At 71.4% G+C, this 22,406-nt stretch carries 21 protein-coding genes; 11 read left to right on the forward strand and 10 right to left on the reverse strand.

Translation table 11 applies throughout. The annotated features are described in order from the left end of the window. Nucleotides 1-53: 53 nt before the first annotated feature. From QIT00_RS12115 to QIT00_RS12130, 4 genes are all read right to left on the reverse strand, one after another. Nucleotides 54-911, reverse strand: coding sequence for a polysaccharide deacetylase family protein (locus QIT00_RS12115; RefSeq protein WP_282535200.1), 858 nt, complete (start codon nucleotides 909-911; stop codon nucleotides 54-56). A 92-nt stretch (nucleotides 912-1,003) separates the two neighbouring features. Continuing rightward, nucleotides 1,004-1,603, reverse strand: a complete 600-nt coding sequence (locus tag QIT00_RS12120) for a hypothetical protein (RefSeq protein WP_282535201.1) — start codon at nucleotides 1,601-1,603, stop codon at nucleotides 1,004-1,006. A 5-nt stretch (nucleotides 1,604-1,608) separates the two neighbouring features. Beyond that, complete coding sequence (locus QIT00_RS12125) at nucleotides 1,609-2,178, reverse strand: hypothetical protein (RefSeq protein ID WP_282535202.1); 570 nt, start codon at nucleotides 2,176-2,178, stop codon at nucleotides 1,609-1,611. Between the two features lie 182 nt (nucleotides 2,179-2,360). After that, nucleotides 2,361-4,073 (reverse strand): hypothetical protein, encoded by a 1,713-nt coding sequence (locus QIT00_RS12130; RefSeq protein WP_282535203.1) that lies wholly within the window; start codon nucleotides 4,071-4,073, stop codon nucleotides 2,361-2,363. A 265-nt stretch (nucleotides 4,074-4,338) separates the two neighbouring features. Here QIT00_RS12130 and QIT00_RS12135 point away from each other — a divergent pair, with 265 nt between their 5' ends. From QIT00_RS12135 to QIT00_RS12150, 4 genes are all read left to right on the forward strand, one after another. Further along, nucleotides 4,339-4,863, forward strand: coding sequence for an SgcJ/EcaC family oxidoreductase (locus QIT00_RS12135; protein ID WP_282535204.1), 525 nt, complete (start codon nucleotides 4,339-4,341; stop codon nucleotides 4,861-4,863). Between the two features lie 111 nt (nucleotides 4,864-4,974). After that, nucleotides 4,975-5,826, forward strand: coding sequence for an aminoglycoside 3-N-acetyltransferase (aac(3), locus tag QIT00_RS12140; protein WP_282535205.1), 852 nt, complete (start codon nucleotides 4,975-4,977; stop codon nucleotides 5,824-5,826). A 187-nt stretch (nucleotides 5,827-6,013) separates the two neighbouring features. Beyond that, a complete protein-coding gene (locus tag QIT00_RS12145; protein WP_282535206.1) occupies nucleotides 6,014-6,445 on the forward strand; it encodes an NfeD family protein in 432 nt (143 codons plus the stop codon). A gap of 4 nt (nucleotides 6,446-6,449) precedes the next feature. After that, nucleotides 6,450-7,487: an SPFH domain-containing protein gene (locus tag QIT00_RS12150; protein ID WP_282535207.1), complete on the forward strand. Its 1,038-nt coding sequence runs from the start codon at nucleotides 6,450-6,452 to the stop codon at nucleotides 7,485-7,487. A gap of 125 nt (nucleotides 7,488-7,612) precedes the next feature. Here the strand turns inward: QIT00_RS12150 and QIT00_RS12155 are convergent, their stop codons facing one another. Both QIT00_RS12155 and zapE read right to left on the reverse strand, forming a co-directional pair. After that, nucleotides 7,613-9,004 (reverse strand): alkaline phosphatase PhoX, encoded by a 1,392-nt coding sequence (locus QIT00_RS12155; protein WP_282535208.1) that lies wholly within the window; start codon nucleotides 9,002-9,004, stop codon nucleotides 7,613-7,615. 207 nt (nucleotides 9,005-9,211) lie between these two features. After that, the gene (gene zapE, locus QIT00_RS12160; RefSeq protein ID WP_408909761.1) at nucleotides 9,212-10,366 is read right to left on the reverse strand and encodes a cell division protein ZapE; all 1,155 of its coding nucleotides are present in this window, start codon (nucleotides 10,364-10,366) and stop codon (nucleotides 9,212-9,214) included. On the opposite strand from zapE, the gene QIT00_RS12165 reads away from it, so the two are divergent. The 4 genes from QIT00_RS12165 to msrB all read left to right on the forward strand — a co-directional run bounded on the left by QIT00_RS12165 (nucleotide 10,365) and on the right by msrB (nucleotide 13,957). Next, nucleotides 10,365-11,282 carry a pyrimidine reductase family protein gene (locus QIT00_RS12165; protein ID WP_282535210.1) on the forward strand — a complete coding sequence of 306 codons (918 nt, stop codon included), beginning with the start codon at nucleotides 10,365-10,367 and terminating at the stop codon, nucleotides 11,280-11,282. The genes zapE and QIT00_RS12165 overlap by 2 nt on opposite strands. Nucleotides 11,283-11,479: 197 nt before the next feature. Beyond that, nucleotides 11,480-11,929 carry an indole-3-glycerol phosphate synthase gene (locus QIT00_RS12170; RefSeq protein WP_282535211.1) on the forward strand — a complete coding sequence of 150 codons (450 nt, stop codon included), beginning with the start codon at nucleotides 11,480-11,482 and terminating at the stop codon, nucleotides 11,927-11,929. 137 nt (nucleotides 11,930-12,066) lie between these two features. Beyond that, nucleotides 12,067-13,470 (forward strand): UDP-N-acetylmuramate--L-alanine ligase, encoded by a 1,404-nt coding sequence (gene murC / locus QIT00_RS12175; RefSeq protein WP_282535212.1) that lies wholly within the window; start codon nucleotides 12,067-12,069, stop codon nucleotides 13,468-13,470. A gap of 79 nt (nucleotides 13,471-13,549) precedes the next feature. Further along, nucleotides 13,550-13,957, forward strand: coding sequence for a peptide-methionine (R)-S-oxide reductase MsrB (gene msrB / locus QIT00_RS12180; protein ID WP_282535213.1), 408 nt, complete (start codon nucleotides 13,550-13,552; stop codon nucleotides 13,955-13,957). A gap of 122 nt (nucleotides 13,958-14,079) precedes the next feature. Here msrB and QIT00_RS12185 read toward each other — a convergent pair whose 3' ends face one another. Next, the gene (locus QIT00_RS12185) at nucleotides 14,080-15,957 is read right to left on the reverse strand and encodes a choice-of-anchor A family protein (protein ID WP_282535214.1); all 1,878 of its coding nucleotides are present in this window, start codon (nucleotides 15,955-15,957) and stop codon (nucleotides 14,080-14,082) included. A gap of 314 nt (nucleotides 15,958-16,271) precedes the next feature. Beyond that, the gene (locus QIT00_RS12190; protein ID WP_282535215.1) at nucleotides 16,272-17,108 is read right to left on the reverse strand and encodes an SAM-dependent methyltransferase; all 837 of its coding nucleotides are present in this window, start codon (nucleotides 17,106-17,108) and stop codon (nucleotides 16,272-16,274) included. A gap of 290 nt (nucleotides 17,109-17,398) precedes the next feature. Between QIT00_RS12190 and QIT00_RS12195 the strand changes: the two genes are divergently transcribed. Further along, nucleotides 17,399-18,058, forward strand: coding sequence for an ATP-dependent Clp protease proteolytic subunit (locus QIT00_RS12195; RefSeq protein ID WP_282535216.1), 660 nt, complete (start codon nucleotides 17,399-17,401; stop codon nucleotides 18,056-18,058). A gap of 2 nt (nucleotides 18,059-18,060) precedes the next feature. Next, the gene (locus QIT00_RS12200; protein WP_282535217.1) at nucleotides 18,061-18,675 is read left to right on the forward strand and encodes a ClpP family protease; all 615 of its coding nucleotides are present in this window, start codon (nucleotides 18,061-18,063) and stop codon (nucleotides 18,673-18,675) included. Nucleotides 18,676-18,774: 99 nt separating this feature from the next. On the opposite strand, the gene QIT00_RS12205 is transcribed toward QIT00_RS12200, so the two are convergent. Together QIT00_RS12205 and clpX are read right to left on the reverse strand one after the other, a co-directional pair. Then, a complete protein-coding gene (locus QIT00_RS12205; protein ID WP_282535329.1) occupies nucleotides 18,775-19,260 on the reverse strand; it encodes a helix-turn-helix domain-containing protein in 486 nt (161 codons plus the stop codon). Nucleotides 19,261-19,558: 298 nt separating this feature from the next. Further along, nucleotides 19,559-20,872: an ATP-dependent Clp protease ATP-binding subunit ClpX gene (gene clpX / locus QIT00_RS12210; protein WP_282535218.1), complete on the reverse strand. Its 1,314-nt coding sequence runs from the start codon at nucleotides 20,870-20,872 to the stop codon at nucleotides 19,559-19,561. Between the two features lie 127 nt (nucleotides 20,873-20,999). Between clpX and QIT00_RS12215 the strand changes: the two genes are divergently transcribed. Beyond that, a complete protein-coding gene (locus tag QIT00_RS12215) occupies nucleotides 21,000-22,229 on the forward strand; it encodes a TetR/AcrR family transcriptional regulator (RefSeq protein ID WP_282535219.1) in 1,230 nt (409 codons plus the stop codon). Nucleotides 22,230-22,406: the final 177 nt, after the last annotated feature.

The following is a 22,406-nucleotide window of genomic DNA, read 5'->3' on the forward strand; positions in this document are numbered from 1 at the left end:
CGGCGGAGCCGCAAATGTCACAGCCCCGCGCCCCTGACCGGGGAGGGGAAAGCTCAGCGCGTGCCCGAGCCGGCGGCCCCGATCAGCTCCGACACCCGTACGAAGCGATAGCCGCGCTTGCGCAACTCCGGGACGACCTTGCGGATCGCTCGCTCCGTCGCCGGGGCCGCGCTGCGTGTGCAGTGCAGGACGACGACCGAGCCGGGGCGGACCCCGCGCAGAACCTCCTCGGCGACCGCGTCCGCGTCCGTGGCGAACGCGTCGCCGCCGACCACGTCCCACTGCACGGCCGTCACGCCCGCCCGCGCGACGTTGCGCAGGGCGGTGCGGTCGTAACAGCCGCCGGGGAAGCGGAAGTACGGCATGGCGTTCTCGATGCCGACCTTCTTGAACGCCGTGAACGCCCGCTCCACATCGGCCGTCATCCGGTCCGGCGCGACGGTCGGCAGCCCGTAGCAGTGCGAGGTGAACGCGTAGTGGCTGTACGAGTGGTTGGCGACCTCGAACAGCGGGTCCGCGCCGATCGAGCGGGCCTGGTCGGGGTACTCCTCGGCCCACCGCCCGGTCATGAACACGGTCGCGGGCACCTTGAGGCGGCGGAGCGTGGCGAGCAGCGCCGGGTTGTCGAACCGCTCGCCCCGAGCCGCGCGCGGTCCCTGGTCGGCGGTCATGTCGGCGTCGAAGGTGAGCGCGACGGTCTTGCCGACGGCGTGCCGCGCGCTCTTGAACACGGGCGCGAGTCCCTCGGGTCCGGGCGCGAGTGTCGGCGGCCGGGCGGCGGCGGAGGCGCTGGGCGAGGCCTGCCCGGAGGGCCGGGACGGGTCGGGTGCGGAGGTGTGGCCGGTACCGCAGCCGGTGACGACGGCACCAAGGACACAGAGGGCGGCGAGTCTTCGTACGGGAACGATCACCCGGCGACCATAACGCCGTAAATAGGACTATTTGCTCTGCCGCGCTGGGGCCCGGGGGTGGTCCCGTGCCGGAGTGAGGTCTCGGTGCGGACTCACTCCGGGACGTTGGGCGCCACCGAACCCGCGAACTCGCTCGCCAGGTCACATGGGTTCTCGTACAAGTCCTCGGCCGAGGGGATAGCGCGGACCGCTGCCTGTCCGAACGAGGTCGGCCAGACGATCAGGCAGGCCACCTCGTTGCCCGAGACCTCCGCCGCGGGGACGCCGTCGACCGGGGTCGGCGTCGGCGTGGGCTCGACGGGGATCCTCTTGCCGTAAAACAGGGAGAGTTGCGTCAAGGACCCCGAGACGTCACCCGGCATCGTCCAGGTGCAGCCGCTGAACAGGGACGCCGCGGTGTTCTCCACGTTCTCCTCGGTGCCGCTGCCGAGGCCCCACTCGGCGCTGATCGCGGTGTCCACGGCCTCGCACGCGGAGGAGGCGGACGGCGTGGCCGAATCGCCGCCCATGCCGGGCGGGTCGCCGCCCGTGTCGTCGTCCGTCCACAGCCAGATCCCGCCGACGAGCGCGCCGCACAGCAGCAGGGTCGCGGCCGCGGCGATCAGCGCGCGGCGCGCCCGGCTCGGCGGTGGCGGGATGTCCTTGTCGGGCGGCCGGGCCCACTCCTGCCGGTCCTCGTCCCACAGGTCCATGCCGGTCACCCCTGTCCGCCCAGGAGTTGGGCGATCTGCTGGGCGAGCGCGGCCGTCGACGCGAGTCCGGCCGCTGCCGTCGCGCCGAGCTCCAGGCGCTCGCGCAGCCGCCGCAGCCGGTCCTGGCGCACCTGCCCGGTCGCGTCGATCTCGTCCTCGGCCTCGGCGAGTCCGGCGTCGAGCTCGGCCAGCTCTTCGTCCAGCCCTTCGTCGGAGACGTCCTCGCCCGGAGGGGGCTGCTCGGGCCGGTCCGCTTCGCCCGCGGGCAGCAGTACCCGCAGCTGGGCGCGCAACTCCGCGATGGCCGCGCGGAGTTCGTCCGGTACGGCGACGGGGTCCGCGCCCGGCGCGGCGCGGGTCGACGCGTCCACCGCCCTGGCCCGCGGCCCGGACGCCACGGCTCCGCCGCTCATCGCGCCGATGCTGATACCGCCCGCGGTGGGCGGCGGCACCGCGGGCGCGGCGCCCGCGCCTCGGCCCTCCGGCACCGGGTCGGCGACGCGCTCCGCGCGGTCCTCCGCCGTGGCGCCGCGCCCGGCGGCGACCGCGCCGCCGGACAGCGCTCCGATCGACACGCCCCCCGAGCCGTCCTCCGAGCCGCCCCTCGAACCGCCTCCCGAACCGCCCCCCGAACCGCCCCCCGAACCGTCCCCCGAACCGTCCCCCGAACCGTCCCCCGAACCGTCCCTCGAACCGCCCTCAGGAGAGCCCGAGTCGGCGGGCTCGTCGCCTTCCGGCTCCCGCCCCGTGGCCTCACTCACCGCAGACCCCCTCCCGTCTCCGACTTCGCCGCCGTACGGGAGCGACGGGAGTCGACCTGCTTGGCCAGGGCCCCCTCGCCGCTCGCGACCGCTCCGCCGCTCATCTGGCCGATAAACACGCCACCCTCGCCCACGTTGATGACGTACTTCTCGAACTCGCCCGTCTCGTAGCCCCGTACGCGCAGCGCCTCCCGTACGCCGCCCGTGATGCGGTCCTGCAGCGTCTTGACGTACCGGCTGATGTCCATCTCCTGGAACAGCGACACCTCCTGCGCGCTGCCCAGCTCCCGCACCGATCTGTCCGGTCCGTCCGGCGGGGCGAACTCCGGGATGTTCAGCCAGGTGCGGCCGATCGAGTACGCCGTCGTCACCAGGCACACGCCCGCCGCGAAACCGGCCGACGGCGCGGTGACCAGGGCGCGCACGGCGTCGCGCAGCGGACCGTCGTCCAGGCGCTCCGCCAGGACGTCCACCGACTTGTACTCGGGCCGCACCGGCGTCAGCACATGCGGCACGACCTCCAGTACGAGCACACCGCCCTGCGTGTGGACCCGGACCAGGAGCGAGATGCCGATCTGCTCGTCCCACGCGCCGACCCGCACCCGCAGGAAGTGGCGGCGCGCCTCCGCGCCTTCGCCGACCGCGCCCTCGCGGTGGTGGCGGACGTTGTCCGGGTCGTAGTCCACGAGGTCGCGCGCGACCCCGACCGGCAGGTAGACCATCTCGTCGACCTCGAGCGAGCGCAGCCGGTCGCGGCTGGTGGCCGCCGCCGACGTCCGCAGGTCCTCCAGGCGCGGCCGGATCAGGTCGATCACGTCCCGCCCGGTCAGCGTCGCGACGCCGCCGCCCGCCGCGTCCGGCCGCAGCTGCTTGCGCGCGCCGGGCTGCAGCTCGACCACGAACGACCAGGGTTTGTACGGCTCTCCGGCGCCCACGAACGGCCGGAACGGGTCGTAGATGGCCAGGCCCGCGTACTGTTCGCGCGCGATCGCCTGGCCGATGCGGCGGTACTGCGCGGTGTCCGGCAGTCGTTCGCGCGGCGCCCGGTCGAAGGCCTGGCGGCTCAGGCCGTGGCGCATCAGGGCCGTCACCCGCTGCCGGTGCGCCCACACCGGCAGCACCATCAGGAGCGGGAGGACCACGGCCGCCCACACGTCCGCGCCGCCGAACAGGGCGATGAGCGCCAGCGCCCAGTAGCCGAGCGCCGCCGCGACCGGCAGCACCGGGAGCACGGACTTCAGCCGCCCGCGCGTCGCCTCCTTCAGGACGGAGCGGCCCAGCGCGAACACGGAACCCTTGTTGCCGCGCACCCCCCACGCGAGCACGCAGACCACGGCGTACGCCAGGGACCAGGGGATCGGAGCCGTCGCCGGGTCGGAGCCGGTCCCGGTGATCCCGAGGACGACGAACGTCACCCAGAGCGCGAGCAGCGCGAGGCCGGTGCCGATCTCCTGCCGGCGGGCCCGTACGGCGTGGGCGAGCACCGGCAGGGCGTCGATGCCGAGCGACGGCGCGATCGGACGCTCCTCGTGCTCCACCAGCTGCTCGATCACCGCACGCCGGAAGTCGCCGTCGAAGTACACCCCCGCACACAGCAGCCGCGTGGCCTCGCTGCGGGCCTGCGGTGGCAGGGACTGGGCGGGCGGCACGGTGGACGCCGAGGCGCGGGTGGCGGACGGCGGGGAGGAGGGTTGTTCGGGCACGGACATGCAATCCCCGATCGTTGCCCTGATGGTCCGACTCTTCCGACTCCCTTGTGCTGCAAGGGAGTTGAGGGGTCCATGGTGCACGCAGTATGGCCCGCGCCGGCCGGGTCTCAAACGGCGCACCGAGGCACGTGGGCCAGGAATCGGCCGACAGCACGCGCCCCCGGTCGGCACCGGGGCGCAGGGGGCGGGGGCGGGGCAGGGCCGGATGCCGGGAAGCTTCCGCATCGGTCGCCGGGGCCGGGGACCTGGTGCCACCATGGGCGGCATGTCGGGAACCCCTGCCTCTGCCTCTGCCCCTGCCTCTGCCTCTGCCGCACCCTCCGGAGCCGCCACCGCCGCCGCGCGCGACCTCCACGAGCGGGTGCTGCGCGCCTGGAACGCCCGCGACGCCGCCGGGTACGCGGCCCTCTTCGAGCCCGCTGCCGCGCTCGTCGGCTTCGACGGCAGCCAGGTGCCCGGTGACCGGGTCGAGGCCCACCTCGCACCGATCTTCGCGGACCACCCCACGGCCTCGTACGTGTGGAAGGTCCGGGACGTGACGGAGCTCGCCGACGGGGTGGTGCTGCTGCGCGCCGTCGTGGGGATGGTGCCGCCGGGGCGGGACGAGCTGAACCCCGAGGCGAACGCCGTGCAGTCGCTGGTCGCGCGCCGCCGCTCGGGGGAGTGGCGGGTGGCGCTGTTCCAGAACACCCCGGCCCAGTACCACGGCAGGCCCGAACTGGCGGAGCAGCACACCGAAGAGCTGCGTCAGGTGCTGCGCCAGGCAGGGCCGGCCCCCGCCGCGGACTGACCCGAGCGGCCCCGTCCGACGTGACCGGCCCGTCCGACGTGACACGCCCGTCCGACGTGATAGGCCCGTCCACATGACCGGCCCGACAGACCCGACCGGAAAGGCGCGTCCATGGACGAACGGGAGCTGCTCGAACGGTCCGGCGGACCCATCACCCGCGGTCGGCTGCGCCGCGACCTGGCCGCGCTCGGCCTCGGGCCCGGCGACACCGTCATGTTCCACACCCGGATGTCCGCCATCGGCTATGTCGCGGGCGGTTCCGCCACCGTCATCGACGCCCTGCGGGACGCGGTCGGCCCCGCCGGCACGCTGATGGTGACCTGCGGCTGGAACGACGCCCTGCCGTACGACTTCCTCACCTGGCCACCTCCCTGGCAGGACGCGCTGCGCGCCGAACACCCCGCCTACGACCCGGAGTTCAGCGAGGCGGCCCACGACAACGGGCGGCTCCCCGAAGCCCTGCGCCGCCTCCCCGGAGCGGCCCGCAGCCGGCACCCGGACGTCAGCTTCGCCGCCCTCGGCGCGGCGGCCGCCGAGTTGACCGCCGACCACCCCTGGGACGACCCGCACGGCCCTGGCAGCCCGCTCGCCCGCCTGGTCGCCCGGCGAGGTCGCGTCCTGCTGCTCGGCGCCCCGCTCGACACGATGACGCTCCTGCATCACGCCGAAGCCCTCGCGCACGCGCCGGGCAAGCGGTACGTGACGTACGAGCAGCCCGTCCTCGCCGAGGGGCGCCGCGTCTGGCGCCGCTTCCGCGACATCGATTCGGAGCACGGCGCGTTCGACTACGCGGGCGTGGTGCCCGAGGGGCAGGACCCGTTCGAGACGATCACCCGGGCCCTGCTCGCGGCGGGCCAGGGGCGCAGCGGCCTGGTGGGTGCCGCCGAGAGCCACCTCTTCGAGGCGGAACAGGTGGTCGCGTTCGCGGTGGACTGGATCGAGCGGAAGATTGGCGCGGAGTAAGGGGCGGAGTAAGGGGCGGAGTAAGAGACTGAGCGCTGGGTAAAATGACGGTAATTCTCGTCAATTGGCACCGGCATATACGGCACATAGCACTGGCGGCACATAGCACTGGCGTATGCGGCACACAGCATTGGCGTATACGGCACATATCCGTGACCTCGACGCGCTCAGAATTGGTGCGTGCGCAATGGACCCCTGGCTGATCTGGCTGATCGTCGCCGCCGTCCTTTCCGTGGCCGAGATCCTCACGCTCACGGCCGCGCTCGGAATGCTCGGCGTGGCCGCACTCGTCACCTCGGGAACAGCGGCGCTCGGACTCCCGACGCCCCTCCAGTTCCTCGTGTTCGCCGCCGTGGCGACGGTCACGCTGCTGTTCGTACGCCCCGTCGCGATGCGGCATCTGCGTCGGCCCCAGGTGGCCCGCTTCGGCGTGGACGCGCTGGTCGGCCAGGCCGCGTACGTCGTCGCGGAGGTCTCGGCCGTGGACGGCAGGGTCCGGATAGGCGGTGAGGAGTGGACGGCCCGCGCCTATGACGAGACGCTGGTGATTCCTCGGGGCAAGACCGTCGACGTCATGGAGATCAGCGGTACCACCGCGTTCGTCTACCCCCGGGACTGAAGCCATGGACATTTCCGCGTTCCTCATCGCCGGACTGATCGTCGCGCTGTTCGCGATCTTCACGGTCGTACGGGCGGTGCGCATCGTTCCGCAGGCCCGAGCCCGCAATGTGGAACGACTGGGCCGATACCACCGCACCCTGAATCCCGGCCTCAATCTGGTGATCCCCTATATCGACCGCGTCCATCCGGTGATCGATCTGCGCGAACAGGTCGTCTCGTTCCAGCCGCAGCCGGTGATCACCGAGGACAATCTCGTCGTCGAGATCGACACGGTCCTGTACTGCCAGGTGACCGACCCGCGCGCGGCCTTCTACGAGATCGCGAATTTCCTTCAGGCCGTCGAGCAGCTGACCGTCACCACGCTGCGCAATGTCGTCGGCTCCATGGACCTGGAGAAGACCCTGACGTCCCGCGACACCATCAACAGCCAGCTGCGCGGCGTGCTCGACGAGGCCACCGGGAAGTGGGGGCTGCGCGTCAACCGTGTCGAGATCAAGGCCATCGACCCGCCGCAGAGCATCAAGGACGCGATGCAGAAGCAGATGCGGGCCGAGCGCGACAAGCGGGCCGCGATCCTCGGCGCCGAGGGCCAGCGCCAGTCGCAGATCCTCACCGCCGAGGGCGACAAGCAGGCCGCGGTCCTGCGCGCGGAGGGCAACCGCACGGCCGCGATCCTCCAGGCCGAGGGCCAGTCCCGGGCCATCGACGAGGTCTTCCAGGCCGTACACCGCAACGATCCCGACCCGAAGCTGCTCGCCTACCAGTACCTCCAGACCCTGCCCCAGCTCGCCCAGGGCCAGGGCAACAACTTCTGGGTGATCCCCAGCGAGATCACCTCGGCCCTGCAAGGCGTCTCCAAGGCTTTCAACGTCGATCTGCCCCAGTCCCCGGCGACGCGCGAGATGCCCGCCGCCGACGACATGGCCTCCAAGGCCGCCGACGACAAGGCCGAGGCGGCGGAAGCAGCCGCAGAGGCGTTGGCGGACGCGGCCAAGGCCGACAGCACCACCCCGACACTCCCGCCCGACCTGCGGAGCTGACCCTCTCGGCCGGTCTCCCGGGAACGCGCGCGGCCCGCGTCCGCCCGGGCAGGGGGACGCGGGCCGCGAGGCCCAGGGGACGCGGGCCGTGAGGCCCAGGGGACGCGGGCCGTGAGGCGCAGGGGTCAGTGGTCCCAGGGGCCGGTCACCGCGAACGTCGTGCCCGGCCTGTAGCAGTTCACGTACATCGTGTCCTCGTCGGGCGAGAACGTGACGCCCGCGAACTCGCCCCACGCGGGCTCCTCGGGCGTGCCGATGTTCTGCCGGCCGCGGGCCATCGCGTACACCTCGCCGCGCCGCGTGAGGCCGAAGACGTGCTGGGCGCCCTCGCCGTCCTCGCACACCATCAGGCCGCCGCTGGGCGCGAGGCAGATGTTGTCCGGCTCCTCGCCGGGGAGCTGGAGGTCGGTGTCGGGGCCGAACACGATCACGAGGGTGAGGCGGCGCCTGGACGGCTCGTAGCGCCAGATCTGCCCGTAGTGGTCGGCGGCTGAGCCCTCCGCGCTCTTGGCGTAACTGGAGACGAAGTACACGGACTTGCCGCCCCAGTAGCAGCCCTCCAGCTTCTGCGCGTGCGTGATGCCCCGCGACCCGAAGTCCTGGAAGCGGATGGGGGTTTCGACGGCCAGCGGGTCCGGTACGTCGACCCACTCGATGTCGTCGAAGCAGGCGCCGGTCTCCTGGATCCGGGACAGATCCGGAACGCCGGGCACGCGCATCGCCTGCAGCCTGCCGCCCGCCTGCAGCGAACCCGGACCGCCGAGCGGCTTCTCGGGCAGGAAGCGGTAGAACAGGCCGAACGGCTTCTCGAAGGCGTCCTCGGTCTCGTAGACCACACCCCTGCGCGGGTCGATGGCGATCGCCTCGTGCTGGAAGCGCCCCATCGCGGTGAGCGGCACCGCGCCGCCGAGCCTGCGGGTGTCGGTCGGGTCCACCTCGAAGATGAATCCGTGGTCCTTGGTGTAGCCGTTGGTGCCGGCCTTGTCCTCGGTCTCCTCGCAGGTCAGCCAGGTGCCCCAGAGAGAGGGGCCGCCCGCGCAGTTGACGGCCGTGCCGGCGATGGCGACGTGCTCGCCCCTGACGTCGTTGTGCCCGTCGAGCGTGAGCGACGTACAGCCGCCCTTGCCCATCGGGTCGTACGTGATGCCGTCCACGACCGGCACCGGGATCTTGGCGTCGACCCGGTTCTCGTGGTTGCGGATCAGGTGGACGCCGCCCCGGCGGGCCCGGAAGGCGGCCATGCCGTCGTGGTTGCTGGGGACCTTGCCCTCGCCCGAGCGCAGCCGGTCGCCCTCGCGGGACAGGACCTTGTAGCGGAAGCCCTTCGGCAGGTCGAGCAGGCCGTCGGGGTCGGGCACGAGCGGCCCGTACCCGGCCCTGCCGCGGGCGGCCGCCGTGCCGGCGAAGAGCTCCGAGAAGGCGCCGGTGAAAGCGATACCGACGCCCAACGCGCCGGTACCGGCGAGGACTTGGCGTCTCGTCGCGGAGGGTCGTGCGGACTGTCGTGTTTCGGACATACGGGCAACTCCCTGCTGGCGGACAGGAATACGACCCGCTGTGTGTACCACGCAGCCGGAGCTCCGGGAACCACGCGCGTAGAAGCCGACACTTGTGTCGTACGCGGTCCCGGAGCCCGTCCGGAGTCCTTGTGGGGCGCGTGCGGAGTCCTTGTGGGGCGCGTGCGGAGCCCGTGTGGGGCGCGCGCGGAGCCCGTGTGGGGAGCGTCAGCCCTCCTGCGCGCCCGGGATCTTGCGGGAGTCGCGGGCCAGGGCCGTGAGGCGGGAGATCGCGCGGAAGTACTTCTTGCGGTACCCGCCGTTCAGCATCTCCTCGCTGAACAGCCGGTCGAAGGGGACCCCGGAGGCGAGCACCGGCACCTCGCGGTCGTAGAGCCGGTCGGCGAGGACCACGAGCCGCAGCGCCGTCGACTGGTCGGGCACCGGCGTGACCCCGGTGAGGCAGACCGCGCGGACGCCGTCGGTCAGCGCTCCGTACCGGCTCGGGTGGACCTTCGCGAGGTGCTCAAGCAGGTGCGGGAAGTCGTCCAGCGAGGCCCCGTCGGTGGCGTACGCGACCTTCGTGACCTGCTCGTCGCCGTACGGCGGCGGGGCCTCGGGCAGGCCGCGGTGGCGGTAGTCCTCGCCGTCGATGCGCAGTGCGCGGAAGTGCGCGGACAGGCCCTGGATCTCGCGCATGAAGTCGGCCGCGGCGAACCGGCCCTCGCCGAGCTTGCCGGGCAGCGTGTTGGAGGTGGCGGCGAGCGCCACGCCCGCGTCGACCAGCTTGCCGAGCAGGCTGGAGACGAGCACCGTGTCGCCCGGGTCGTCCAGCTCGAACTCGTCGATGCACAGCAGCCGGTGCCCGGAGAGGGTCTGCACGGTCTGCTGGAAGCCGAGGGCGCCGACCAGGTTGGTGAGCTCCACGAACGTGCCGAACGCCTTCAGCGCGGGCTCGGCCGGGGTGGCGTGCCACAGGGAGGCGAGCAGGTGGGTCTTGCCGACGCCGTACCCGCCGTCGAGGTAGACACCGCGCGGACCGGCCGGCTTGGCCTCGGCCTTGCGGGCGAACCAGCGGCGCTTGCCGGAACCGGTGGCGTGCGCCCCGCCGAGCGTCCCGGCGAAGCCGCTCAGCACCTCGACGGCCTCGCCCTGGCTGGGCTGCCCGGAGTCGGGGACGTACGTCTCGAAGCGGGCCGACTGGAAGCGCGGCGGCGGCACCATCTCGGCGACCAGGCGGTCGGCGGGGACGTGCGGCTCGCGGGCGCACAGGGACAGCGGGGACGGGTCCGCTATCGGGCTCGCACCGGCTGGGACGGGGGAGGAGGCAGGGGAGGACGACACAACTCTTAACTCTAAAGGCCGTGCGAGACTGCGGGACATGCGCAGCCTGTTCCCTGTGACCGACCAGACACCGGCAAGGGGCCCCGAGGGCCGCGGGCGTGCCGCCCCCGCCGACGACCGAGCGCCTGGCCGTGGCGACGACCGAGCGCCTGGCCGTGGCGGCGACCGAGCGCCTGACCGTGGCGACGACCGAGCACATGGCCGTGGCGGCGAACCAGCGCCCGCCCCCGCCGACGACCGCGAGTGGAGTCTCGACGAGCTCGCCGACCGGTACGCCTACCCCGAGACCGACCGCCCCGTGCTGCGGGCCAACATGGTCTCCACGCTCGACGGCGCCGCCATGCACGACGGCCGCTCGCAGCCCATCTCCTGCCCCACCGACATGCGGATCTTCGGCACGCTGAGGGGGCTCGCGGACGCGGTGGTGGTGGGCGCGGAAACGGTACGCCAGGAGGGGTACCGGCCCGCCCGCGCGCGGGACGCCTTCGCCGAGCGGCGGGCGGCCGCCGGGCAGGGGCCCGCCCCGGCGATCGCGGTGATCAGCGCGAGCCTCGACCTGGACTTCTCGCTTCCGCTCTTCACCGAGCCCCTCGTGCCGACGCTGCTGCTGACCGGAGCCGCCGCCTCCGCCGAGCGCAGGGCCGCCGCCGAGAAGGCGGGCGCCCGCGTCCTGATCGCCGGGGAGGGCCGGACCGTGGAGCCCGGGCAGGTGGTCGACGTACTGGCCGAGCAGGGGCTGAAGCGGCTGCTCACCGAGGGCGGTCCGACGCTGCTCGGCCAGTTTGTGGCCGCCGACGTACTGGACGAGCTCTGCCTCACCGTGTCGCCGATGCTCGCGGCCGGTGATGCCCGACGGATCGCCGGGGGACCGCGGATGACCTTGCCTGAACGGTTCTCGCTCGCCTCGGTGCTGGAAGAGGACGGGTTCTTGTTCACCCGTTACCGCAGGCCCTGACATTCGGCGGAATTAGTCGTTCCGTTTCGCTTCCGCTGGGCACACTGAGACATGCGGCTGTCGTGTCGGCGGGGAACACGTTCCCCGCGGGTACCCGGCCAGGATGTCGGTCAGGATGTCGGTCAGGATGGATTCCGCAGGGGCCCCAGGCCCCCGTATGGAGAAGGGCGCCCGCCGTGTCGTTCACGAGCGTTTTGATGATCGAGAAGTCCCTGTCGTCCGTGGACGTGGAGTTCGTCACCTCGTTGCACGGCGACGAGGCGGTCTCCTTCGTCGTCCTCATGCAGCCCCGCGGCGACCAGGACCGCCTCCTTCGCGCCCTCGACGACGTCGCCCTCGGCGAGCTGGAGGACGCCGTCCACGAGGGCGACGAACCTGAGGGCGAGGACGCCACCGGACCCGCCCGCCTCGGCCTCGAACACTCCCTCAAGTCGCTGCGCGACGCGGGCTGCGAGGCGATCGGCCAGCTCGTCGAGGACCACCCGATGAGTGTCCTGAAGAGCGTCGCCGAGGAGACCCACGCAGACGAGGTCATCGTCCTCACCGCGCCGCACTACGTCGAGGAGTTCTTCCACCGGGACTGGGCCTCCCGCGCCCGCCACAAGGTCGGCGTCCCGGTGCTCAAGCTCTACGCGCACAGCGAGTAGGGCCCCGGGCGGTGCCGCGTACGCGGTTGCGTACGGCCCGACTACGCTGGGCCTGCCCCCGACCCGGCGCGGGGGCGCGGCACCGGGACACCGGCGGCCGACCCCCCCCGGACAGCCAGCCCGCCCAGGAGACGTACATGACCCCCGGCCTGCCCCCCGCCATGGACCGACCGCACTTCATCGGCATCGGCGGCGCCGGAATGTCGGGCATCGCGAAGATCCTCGCCCAGCGCGGCGCGAAGGTCGCGGGCAGCGACGCGCGCGAGTCCGCCACCGCCGAGGCGCTGCGCGAGCGCGGCGCGACGGTGCACATCGGCCACGACGCCGCCCACCTCGCCGCGGACGCCTCCGCCGTCGTCGTCTCCTCCGCGATCCGTGAGGACAACCCGGAGCTGGTGGCGGCGGGCGAGCGCGGCATCCCGGTCGTGCACCGCTCGGACGCCCTCGCCTCCCTGATGACCGGCCTGCGCCCCATCGCGGTCGCGGGCACGCACGGCAAGACCACCACGACCTCGATGCTCGCGGTGTCGCTGTCCGCCCTCGGCCTCGACCCCTCGTACGCCATCGGCGGCGACCTGGACGCGCCCGGCTCCAACGCCCACCACGGCGAGGGCGAGATCTTCGTCGCCGAGGCCGATGAATCGGACCGCAGCTTCCACAAGTACGCGCCCGAGGTCGCCATCGTCCTCAACGTCGAGCTGGACCACCACGCCAACTACGCGTCCATGGACGAGATCTACGAGTCCTTCGAGACCTTCGCCGACAAGATCGTCCCCGGCGGCACCCTGGTCATCGCCGCCGACCAGTCCGGCGCCGCCGAACTCACCCGCCGCGTCAGCGAGCGCTCCGACGTCCAGATCGTCACGTACGGCGAATCCGAGGGCGCCGACGTCCGCGTCCAGAAGGTCACTCCGCGCGGGCTGACCAGCGAAGTGACCGTCCTGCTCGGCGGCAAGCTGCTCACCTTCACCGTCTCGGTCCCCGGGCGGCACTACGCGCACAACGCCGTCGCCGCCCTCGCCGCCGGAGTCGCCCTCGGCATCCCGGCCCACAACCTCGCCTCGGCCCTCGGCAAGTACACCGGCGTCAAGCGCCGCCTCCAGCTCAAGGGCGAGGCTTCCGGCGTTCAGGTCATCGACTCGTACGCGCACCACCCGACCGAGATGAACGCCGACCTGGAGGCGATCCGCGGCGCGGTCGGGGACTCCCGGCTCCTGGTGGTCTTCCAGCCGCACCTCTTCTCCCGCACCCAGGAGCTGGGCGTCGAGATGGGCCAGGCGCTGGCGCTCGCCGACGCGTCCGTGGTCCTGGACATCTACCCGGCCCGCGAGGACCCGATCCCCGGCATCACCAGCGCACTCATCATCGACGCGGCCCGCACGGCAGGCGCGGACGTCACCCCCGAGCACGCCAAGGACGCCGTCCCCGAGGTGATCGCGGGAATGGCACGGCCCGGCGATCTCGTTCTCACCATGGGAGCGGGCGATGTGACGGACCTCGGCCCGAAGATCCTGGACCGCCTGTCGGCCGTGTCGAACTGAACCGGACCGAGCCGCACTGATCGCACCGACCGCACCGACCGCACCGACCGCACCGATCGAACTGAGGGGACGCGCAACCATGTTGTACGACGTCGAAAAGCCGGACGAGCAGTGGCGCGAGGAGCTGAGCCCCGCGGAGTACGCGGTCCTGCGCCAGGCCGGCACGGAGCCCGCGTTCACCGGTGAGTACACCGACACCAAGACCAAGGGCGTCTACTCCTGCCGTGCCTGCGGCGCGGAGCTGTTCACCTCCGAGACCAAGTTCGCGTCCCACTGCGGCTGGCCGTCCTTCTACGACCCGAAGCAGTCGGACGCCGTCGAACTGATCGAGGACCGCTCCCACGGCATGGTCCGCACGGAGGTCCGCTGCTCCCGCTGCGGCTCCCACCTGGGGCACGTCTTCGAGGGCGAGGGTTATCCGACGCCCACCGATCAGCGGTACTGCATCAACTCGATCTCGTTGCGGCTCGACGCGGACGGGGAGTAGTTCCCCCCGTCCCTCCCCGTCCCTCCCCGTCGGCTCCGGTCGTACGACAAGGGCGGTGGGCACGACCTTCCGATCGTGCCCACCGCCGTTGTTCCAGCACGTTGTTCCAGCCGTATCAGGACCTACTTCCCGTCCTTGCCCGGCTCCCCGCGCTTGTTGCTGAGGCGTACGGTGACGCCCTCGTCGGCGTTGTCCGCGGGGACCTCGTGCGGGCCGCTCACCCGGTCGTCGGGCAGGACGTAGCCCTCGGGGACGTCCGTCTCCTGCAGGTAGTACTCGCCCGGCGGCAGCTCGTCGAAGTCGCAGCGGCCGCGTGAGTCCGTGGTGCAGCCGTTGCCGATCCGGGTGTCCCGGCGGGCGCCCGAACTCTGCAGCCCCGCCTGCCCGTTGCTCTCCCGCCACAGCTGGAACACGGCACCACCCAACGGCTCACCGTCGCTTTCGTCGGTCTTGACGACGTACAGCGCACCTTCCGGGTCGGGCACCTCCTCCGGGGTGTTGGTGGCGGTTACGGTGACGCCTTGGGTGGCGTTGGTCTCGGTGAGTTCGAGGGGGCCGAAGACGGCGGGGTCGGGGAGTTCGTAGCCTTCGGGGGCTTGGGTTTCGCGCCAGTAGTAGGTGCCGGTGGGGACGGTGCGGCGGCAGGTGCCAGTGGTGTTGGTGGTGCAGGTGTTGCCGATTTGGGTGTCGGGGTTGTTGCCGGTGGTCTGGAGGCCTTCGGTGTCGTTGGTCTCCTGCCAGAGTTCGAATTCGGCGCCGGGGAGGGGGTTTCCGGTCTCCTCGTCGGTCTTGACGACCTCGACCCCGCCCATCTCCAACGGGCTGCGGCAGTCCGGCAGGTCGCCCTCGAACGGATAGTTGTGGAACTCCTGGCCGCTGCCCCCACCCGTGCCGGAGGTGTGGGTGAGCGAACCCGTGGTGAAGAAGCGGCCGTTCATCCCGATCACGCTGACCGTCGACGTGGACGCCTGGTTGCCGATCAGGAAGCTGCCCTGCAGCTGGCCGGAGCCCGCGACGTTCACGGTGGTCGCGTCCGGGAAGTTCCACAGCAGTCGGTTGCGCAGCTGGTTGAGCGGGTGGTCGTCGTCGAGGCTGCCGCCGTACGTGCTGAGGGTGCGGCTGTCGCCGAGGACGTTGACCAGGACCGTCGCGCCCTCGGGGATGCCCTCGAAGACGATGTCCTGGTCCCCTCCGGAGGCGGACGTCATGTCGAAGTCGACGTTGAACACCTGAAGCGAGGACGTGCCGTCGCCGGTGAAGCGGGTCTCGTAGCTGCTGTTGACGGCCGTTCCGGTGGCTGTACGGGCGCTCGTGCCGCCCTCCGGGTGCGCGTAGCACTGGCTGGCCTCGGTGAGATCGTCACGCAGCCCGATGTACGGGGTCGCCGCGGCGTCGTCCTGCTCCAGTTCCGAGTCGATGGTGCCGCTCGTGGAGCCCGCGTACCGGGTCACGCCACCCTCGGCGAGCAGGCGTTCGCCGTCGGCCACGCTGACGTCGCCGCCCGTCGTCAGCCAGTCGGCACCCACGGGCGGGGCCACGCGTGAGCCGACGCCCGCCTCGCCGACGTTGTAGACGCTGCTGCCCCCCGGCGCCTTGTCCTGGTCGAAGTCGCCGAGCGTGACGACCCGGCCCTCGGCCTCCGCCGCGCTGCCGCGCACCAGGAAGTCGTCGCCGACGTAGATGTTGATGGCGTTGTCGCGGTACTCGATGGCGTCGTTGTTGACCGGCGGGTACGTGTCCGGACACTCGCCCGGCACGCATGGCCCGAGCCCGCTGGGCAGCGGGGCCGCGAGGGCGGACGCGCGCTGCGCGGTGGGCTTGGCGGACCTGCCGTCCTGGGCGGACCTGCCGTCCTGGGCGGACTTGGCGTGCGCCGCCGTCGCCGTCAGCGGCGCGCATGCCAGAGCGAGGGCGCCACACGTGGCGGCCGTGGACCGGGCGGACAGTCGCAGTCGGGATCTGCCCGGCAGCGCTTCCTTGGGGCGTGAAAGTGACCACATACCGCAAAGGGGATATCTCGGGCGGGTGGATCCTCAGGTTATCGGCCAGGCGGCGCGCCACCGCCACCGGAAGCGGTGAGAGCCGAGGGACCGGATGGCGGGGCGGAGCCGGGGGACCGGATGCGGGCGGAGTCGGGGGACCGGATGCGGGCGGAGTCGGGGGACCGGATGCGGGCGGAGTCGGGGGACCGGATGCGGGCGGAGTCGGGGACCTGAAGCGGGGCCGGAGTCGGGGACCGGATACGTTGCGGAGCCGGGGACGGATGGGGGGAGCCTGACCCGTAGGCGCGGGACCTTCTCCGCCGCGCAGCGCGTCAGCGCTTCACAGCCACCCCGCCGAACATCGCCACCTCCTCCACCGTCTCGTCGGCGACGTCCGGGTGCCAGCGGTTGCAGGACACGACGCCGGGGCCGATCAGCTCCAAACCGTCGAAGAACTCCGCCACTTGGGCAGGAGTGCGCTGCGTCAGCTTCGGGGTGCCGTGCTCGTTCCAGAACGCGACGGCCGCGTCCACGTCCGGCATGGCGGGGCTGGTGATGGTGTGCGAGAGCACGAGGTGGCTGCCGCTGGGCAGGGCGTCCATGATGCGTCGTACGACACCACGGGCCTCCTCCTCGTCCTCGATGAATATGACGACCCCGAGCAGCACCAGCGCGACCGGCCGGCTCAGGTCCAGGGTCCTGGCCGCGTGCTCCAGGATCGTGTCCACGTCGCGCAGGTCGGCGTCGAGATACGCGGTCCTGCCCTCCGGAGTGCTGGTCAGCAGCGCACGCGCGTGCGCGAGCACCAGCGGATCGTTGTCGACGTACACGACACGGCTCTCCGGCGCGAGCGCCTGCGCCACCTCGTGCGTGTTGTCGGCGGTGGGCAGCCCCGTACCCACGTCCAGGAACTGGCGGATGCCGACCTTGTCCACCAGGTGCCGCACCGCCGCGCCGAGGAAGCGGCGGTCCGCGCGCGCGTACTCCCCGATGCCCGGGTGCAGTTGCCGGATCTGGTCGCCGGCCGCGCGGTCGACGTCGTAGTTGTCCTTGCCGCCGAGCCAGTAGTTCCAGATTCGGGCCGTGTGCGGCTGGGCGGTGTTGATCCGGGCGCGCAGCTCGTCGGGGGCCGTCTCGGGGGCCGTCTCGGGGGTGGGTCGCTCAGACATGGGTCCTCCTGGTGGCGCTGCTCACGGATCTTCAACAGGCAATGTATGCCGTCGAGTTAAGGGCCGTGTGAGGTGGTCGGGGGCGGACGTGGGGGTGGCCCGGTGTTGTGCCTGCGTACGGCCGGATCCGCCTTCGCTCTGCTGTGGGCAGATCTGCTCAGGGCAGAGAACTCTGTCCTCGTGGTCGCCGGGGGCCGACATTGGGAGTGACCCGCTGACGTGCTGCGACGAAGACGAAGCGGCGAGCGACAAGCGACGAAGTAACGGCGTAACGAAGTGAGGAGGACCCGATGACTACGACTTCGCTCACCACCCCCTGGGGCCGGGACGCGAGCCCACGGGCCGAGGAAGGGGACACGGTGCCCACGCGGTTCGACGACCATCTGGCCGCCCAACTCCTCGGCCAGCGCATCATCGTGCTCGGCACACAGGTCGACGAGGTGTCCGCTAACCGGGTGTGCGCGCAAATGCTGCTGCTGTCGGCCGAGGACCCGCGTACCGACATCAGCCTCTACATCAACAGCCCCGGCGGCTCCGTGCACGCCGGCCTCGCCATCTACGACACGATGCAGCTGATCCCGAACGACGTCTCTACGCTGGCCATGGGTTTCGCCGCCAGCATGGGCCAGTTCCTGCTCGCGGTCGGCACCCCGGGGAAGCGGTACGCCCTGCCCAACGCGCGGATCATGATGCACCAGCCGTCCGCCGGCATCGGGGGTGCCGTCGCCGACATCGAGATCCAGGCGGAGAACCTGGAGTTCCTGAAGGGTTCCATCGAGCGCATCACGGCCGAGCACACCGGACAGTCCGAGGAGACCATCGCGCGCGACGGCGACCGCGACCGCTGGTTCACCGCCGAACAGGCCAAGGACTACGGCATGGTCGACCACGTGGTCACCTCGATGGTCGACGTCCGGCCCGCAGCGGCCAGGCAGCGGAGGGGATTCTGAGCATGGGTACGTACACGATCCCGAACGTCGTCGAGCGCACCCCGCAGGGCGAGCGGTCCTACGACGTCTTCAGCAGACTGCTCTCCGAGCGCATCATCTTCCTCGGCACGGAGATCGACGACGGCGTCGCCAACGTCGTCATCGCGCAACTCCTGCACTTGGAGGCGTCCAACCCGGGCCAGGAGATCGCCATCTACATCAACTCCCCGGGCGGATCGTTCACTTCACTCATGGCCATCTACGACACGATGACCTTCGTCGGCGCTCCCATCTCCACGTTCTGTGTGGGCCAGGCCGCGTCCACGGCCGCCGTGCTCCTTGCCGGGGGCGACAAGGGCAGGCGCTTCGTCCTGGACCACTCCCGCGTACTGCTCGGCCAGCCCGCGAGCGGTGGACAGCGCGGGACGGTCGCCGACCTGCGCGTCCAGGCCAAGGAGATGATCCGGATCCGCGCCCAGATCGAGGAGGTGCTCGCCCAGCACACCGGGCACGCGGTGGCGACCCTGCGCCAGGACATGGACCGCGACAAAGTCTTCACGGCCCAGGAGGCAGTGGCGTACGGCCTCGCGGACGAGGTCCTGACACGTCGGACGGAGGGGGCGCGGGGACTGGGTTAGGGCGTACGGGGACGGGCCTGGCTGGTGCGTACGGGAGCGAGCCTGGCCAGGGCGTACGGGGGCCGGGCCAGGGCCCGGCCCCCGTACGCCGACCTCGGCTCAGGCCGCCAGCCGCATCCGGTTCCGGTGAATGCTCGCCGTCGGGCCCGTGATGCGCGCACCGGAACGTCCACCGGCCCCGCTGACCGGGCCCGCGCCGGCGAGCCGGATGATCTCCGCGTGCCCTCGGGAGAGCAGATCGGTCAGGCTCAGGCCCAAGGCGCGTGCGGCAGCGGCCAGCACCTCGGACGAGGCCTCCTTACGGCCCCGCTCCAACTCCGAGAGATACGGGACCGAGATCCGGGCGGCGTCCGCCACGTCCTTCAACGTCCGCTCCTGAACGAGCCGTTCATGCCGCAGCACATCACCCACGATGTCCCGCCACAGGGGCTCCTTGGTGGGGGCCTTGGGCGTGGGAGCCGTGGGAGCTGTGGGAGCTACGGGGGACGTTTGGGTTGCGGGCGTTGCGGGCGTTGCGGGCGTTGCGGGCGTTGCGGGCACGGCCGGGGCCTCGGGCGTCGAGAGGGCGGGGCGCAGCGGTATCACCTGGGCGTCACGGGTCTCGCCCGACTTGTGGGAGTCATGGGCCCTGTGGCCCGCACGCGGACCCCGGACGACCGGGACTACGGACCGGCCCTGGCCCGTGCAGGTGACGCGGCCGTCTCGCGCCTCGAGTGCTTTCGTCGGCTCTTCGCTGCTCACCGTTTCAGGGTAGGAGCGGAGGACCGGCTGAGGGGCAGGTTCCGTTCTGCCAACAGCGAAGCTGTGAGGTCGGGGCATGAGAAAGAGGCGGGGGCACGAGAGAGACGAGGGGGCGTGGCCGCACACGGATCGTGAGGTGGTCTTACGCCGACTTCTCGCTCGGACCGGACTCGTCCCGTGGCACGAGCGTCGGGTTGACGTTGTCGAGCACGGTGTCGCGCGTCACGACGACCCGCACCACATCGTCCCGGCTCGGCACCTCGTACATCACGTTCAGCAGCACCTCTTCGAGGATCGTGCGGGCCGCGCGGGCGCCCGTGCGGCGCAGCAGTGCCTGCTCGGCGATCGCCTCGACAGCCTCGTCCGTGAACTCCAGCTCCACGCCGTCCATTTCGAAGAGTTTCTGGTACTGCTTCAGCAGAGCGTTGCGCGGCTCGGTGAGGATGCGGACCAGGGCAGGCCCGTCCAGCGGATCGACCGCCGCCATCATCGGCAGCCGCCCCACGATCTCCGGGATCAGGCCGAACTTCAGCAGATCCTGCGGCAGCGCACCCGCGAACGGCCGCTCCTCGACAGCCCCTTGCGTCGGCCCCAGCGAACCGGTGAAGCCGATGCCCTTGCCGCCCGCCCGCTGCTCGATGATCCGCTCCAGACCGGCGAACGCGCCGCCCACGATGAACAGCACCTGCGACGTGTCGAACTGGATGAACTCCTGCTGCGGATGCTTCCGCCCGCCCTGCGGCGGCACCGAGGCCACCGTGCCCTCGAGGATCTTCAGGAGCGCCTGCTGCACTCCCTCGCCCGACACGTCCCGCATGATCGAAGGGTTCTCGCTCTTGCGCGCCACCTTGTCGATCTCGTCGATGTAGATGATGCCGTGCTGCGCCCGCTCCACATCGTGGTCCGCCGCCTGCAACAGCTTCAGCAGGATGTTCTCGACGTCCTCGCCGACATAGCCCGCCTCGGTCAGCGCCGTCGCGTCACCGATCGCGAACGGCACCTCCAGCATGCGCGCCAGAGTCTGCACCAGATACGTCTTGCCGCAGCCAGTCGGCCCCATCAACAGGATGTTGGACTTGCCGAGTTCAACCGGCTCCGGAAGCACAGACGATGACGACGAGCCCTGCCCCCCGCCCGCCGAACCGGCCTGCGCGCCGCCCTGACGTACCCGCTTGTAGTGGTTGTAGACCGCCACCGACAGCGTCTTCTTGGCTTCCTCCTGCCCGATCACGTACTGCTCGAGGAACGTGAAGATCTCGCGTGGCGTGGGCAGTTCACGCGGCACGCCCTCGGCTGCCTCCTCGGCCTCCTCGGCGATCAGCTCGTTGCACAGCCCCACGCACTCGTCGCAGATGCAGATGCCGCTCGGGCCCGCGATGAGCTTCCTGACCTGCTTCTGACTCTTGCCGCAGAACGTGCACTTCAGCAGGTTTTCGCTGTCGCCGATGCGTGCCACTCGTACCTCAAATGCCGGGATCAGATGACGTCACCATGTGAAACGAAGGTATCCTGCGCCGTGACGGACGGCAATCCATACAGGGCATCAGCGAGTGAGGGCAATGGGTCGGCTCAGCAGGGCGCAATTGCAGCAACTCAATCGCGCCAAGGTCCTTGCGGCGGCCCGGGAGGAGTTCACCGCTCGCGGCTATCCCGGCGCGAAGGTCGACAGCATTGCCGAACGCGCGGGCCTCACTCGCGGCGCCGTCTACTCCAACTTCCCCGGAAAGAGGGCCCTTTACTTTGCGGTCCTCGCGGAGCTGGCCGAGTCCGCACCCGAAACGTCCACCAGCCTCGCGGTCGACTGCACGCCCCGCAGCGCCCTCGCCCTCTTCGCCCGCACGTGGACGGCCCGCCTGCCGCTCGCCGGTGACCGTGCGTCGTACGACGGCGCTTCGTACGACGGCGCTTCGTCCGGCGATGACCTCCTCGACGGGGGGCTCGCGCGGCTGGACACCCACCTCATGTCCGAAGTGCTCGCCGACGAGCGAACCCGCCGACCGTACGGCCAACTCCTGAAGTTGGACGCCCTTCTGCTCGGTCTCGCCCTCGAACAGCTGCTGCCCGTCCGCGCACCCTCCGATCACGAAGGCCCGGCCGAGGGCCCCCGCATGGTGCGCGTGGCGGAATCCGTACTGACCTCGCTCCACGGAGCACGCCAACTGGCCGATGCCGCACCCGGGTTCATCGAACCCTTCACCGTGATCCACGCCTGCGAACGGTTCGCCGACGCCACCCCGCACGACACCTGGGCCCCGCCACATCTCCCTTACGTGCCCCGAGCACGACCCGTGGACGATCCATGGCCCTGCGCCTCGGCCTTCGACGTCTCCCCGACAGGCTCGCGGGCGGGCTCGCGGGCGGGTGCGGACCCGGCCGCGAACCCTGCGTTCGTGGATGCGGTGCGCGGAACCCCTGCCCGCCTCGGCGCCGACGGCGTACTCGCTGTGCTCGGCCTGCACCGCCTGGAAGCCGTGGAGGAGGCGGTACGGTCGGCGCCGCCCGGTGCCACGGTGACCGTGGCACTCGTCTCCGGCTGCCCGGACGAACTTATTCCGCTCGCACGCCTCACAATCGCCGACGTCGTGAGCTGTTTGCGTGCCTCCTTCCCCGTCGCATCCTGGCCGCGACTCCAGGTGGTGTACGACGCCTCGGGCTCCCTCGCCTCCGCAGCAGGTCTTCCCGCGGTGAGCGATGGCACAGAGGCCGCCGTACGGATCGCCGGCGGCCGCATCGTCGCCCGCGCCGACGGCCGAGGCGCCTGCCACGCGGCGGCGACGGCAGGTCTGGCCCGTCCCGTCCCGGCCTCCGGCTGACCCGGCCCACTGGGGGCGCCGGGTCCGTCCGGGCCAGGAGGCCGAAGGTCGCGTCCTGGTACTTGATGGGCGCTGTGGGAGCCAGCGGCTGTGTCCACCCGGGCTGCTTGCGCGGGTGGGGTCCTGCCAGGGCCAGACCTCGCACTGTTTCCGTAGCCGTAGCCGTAGCCGTAGCCG

It is taken from the genome of Streptomyces luteolus (assembly GCF_029968015.1).
Taxonomy (GTDB): Bacteria; Actinomycetota; Actinomycetes; order Streptomycetales; family Streptomycetaceae; genus Streptomyces; species Streptomyces luteolus.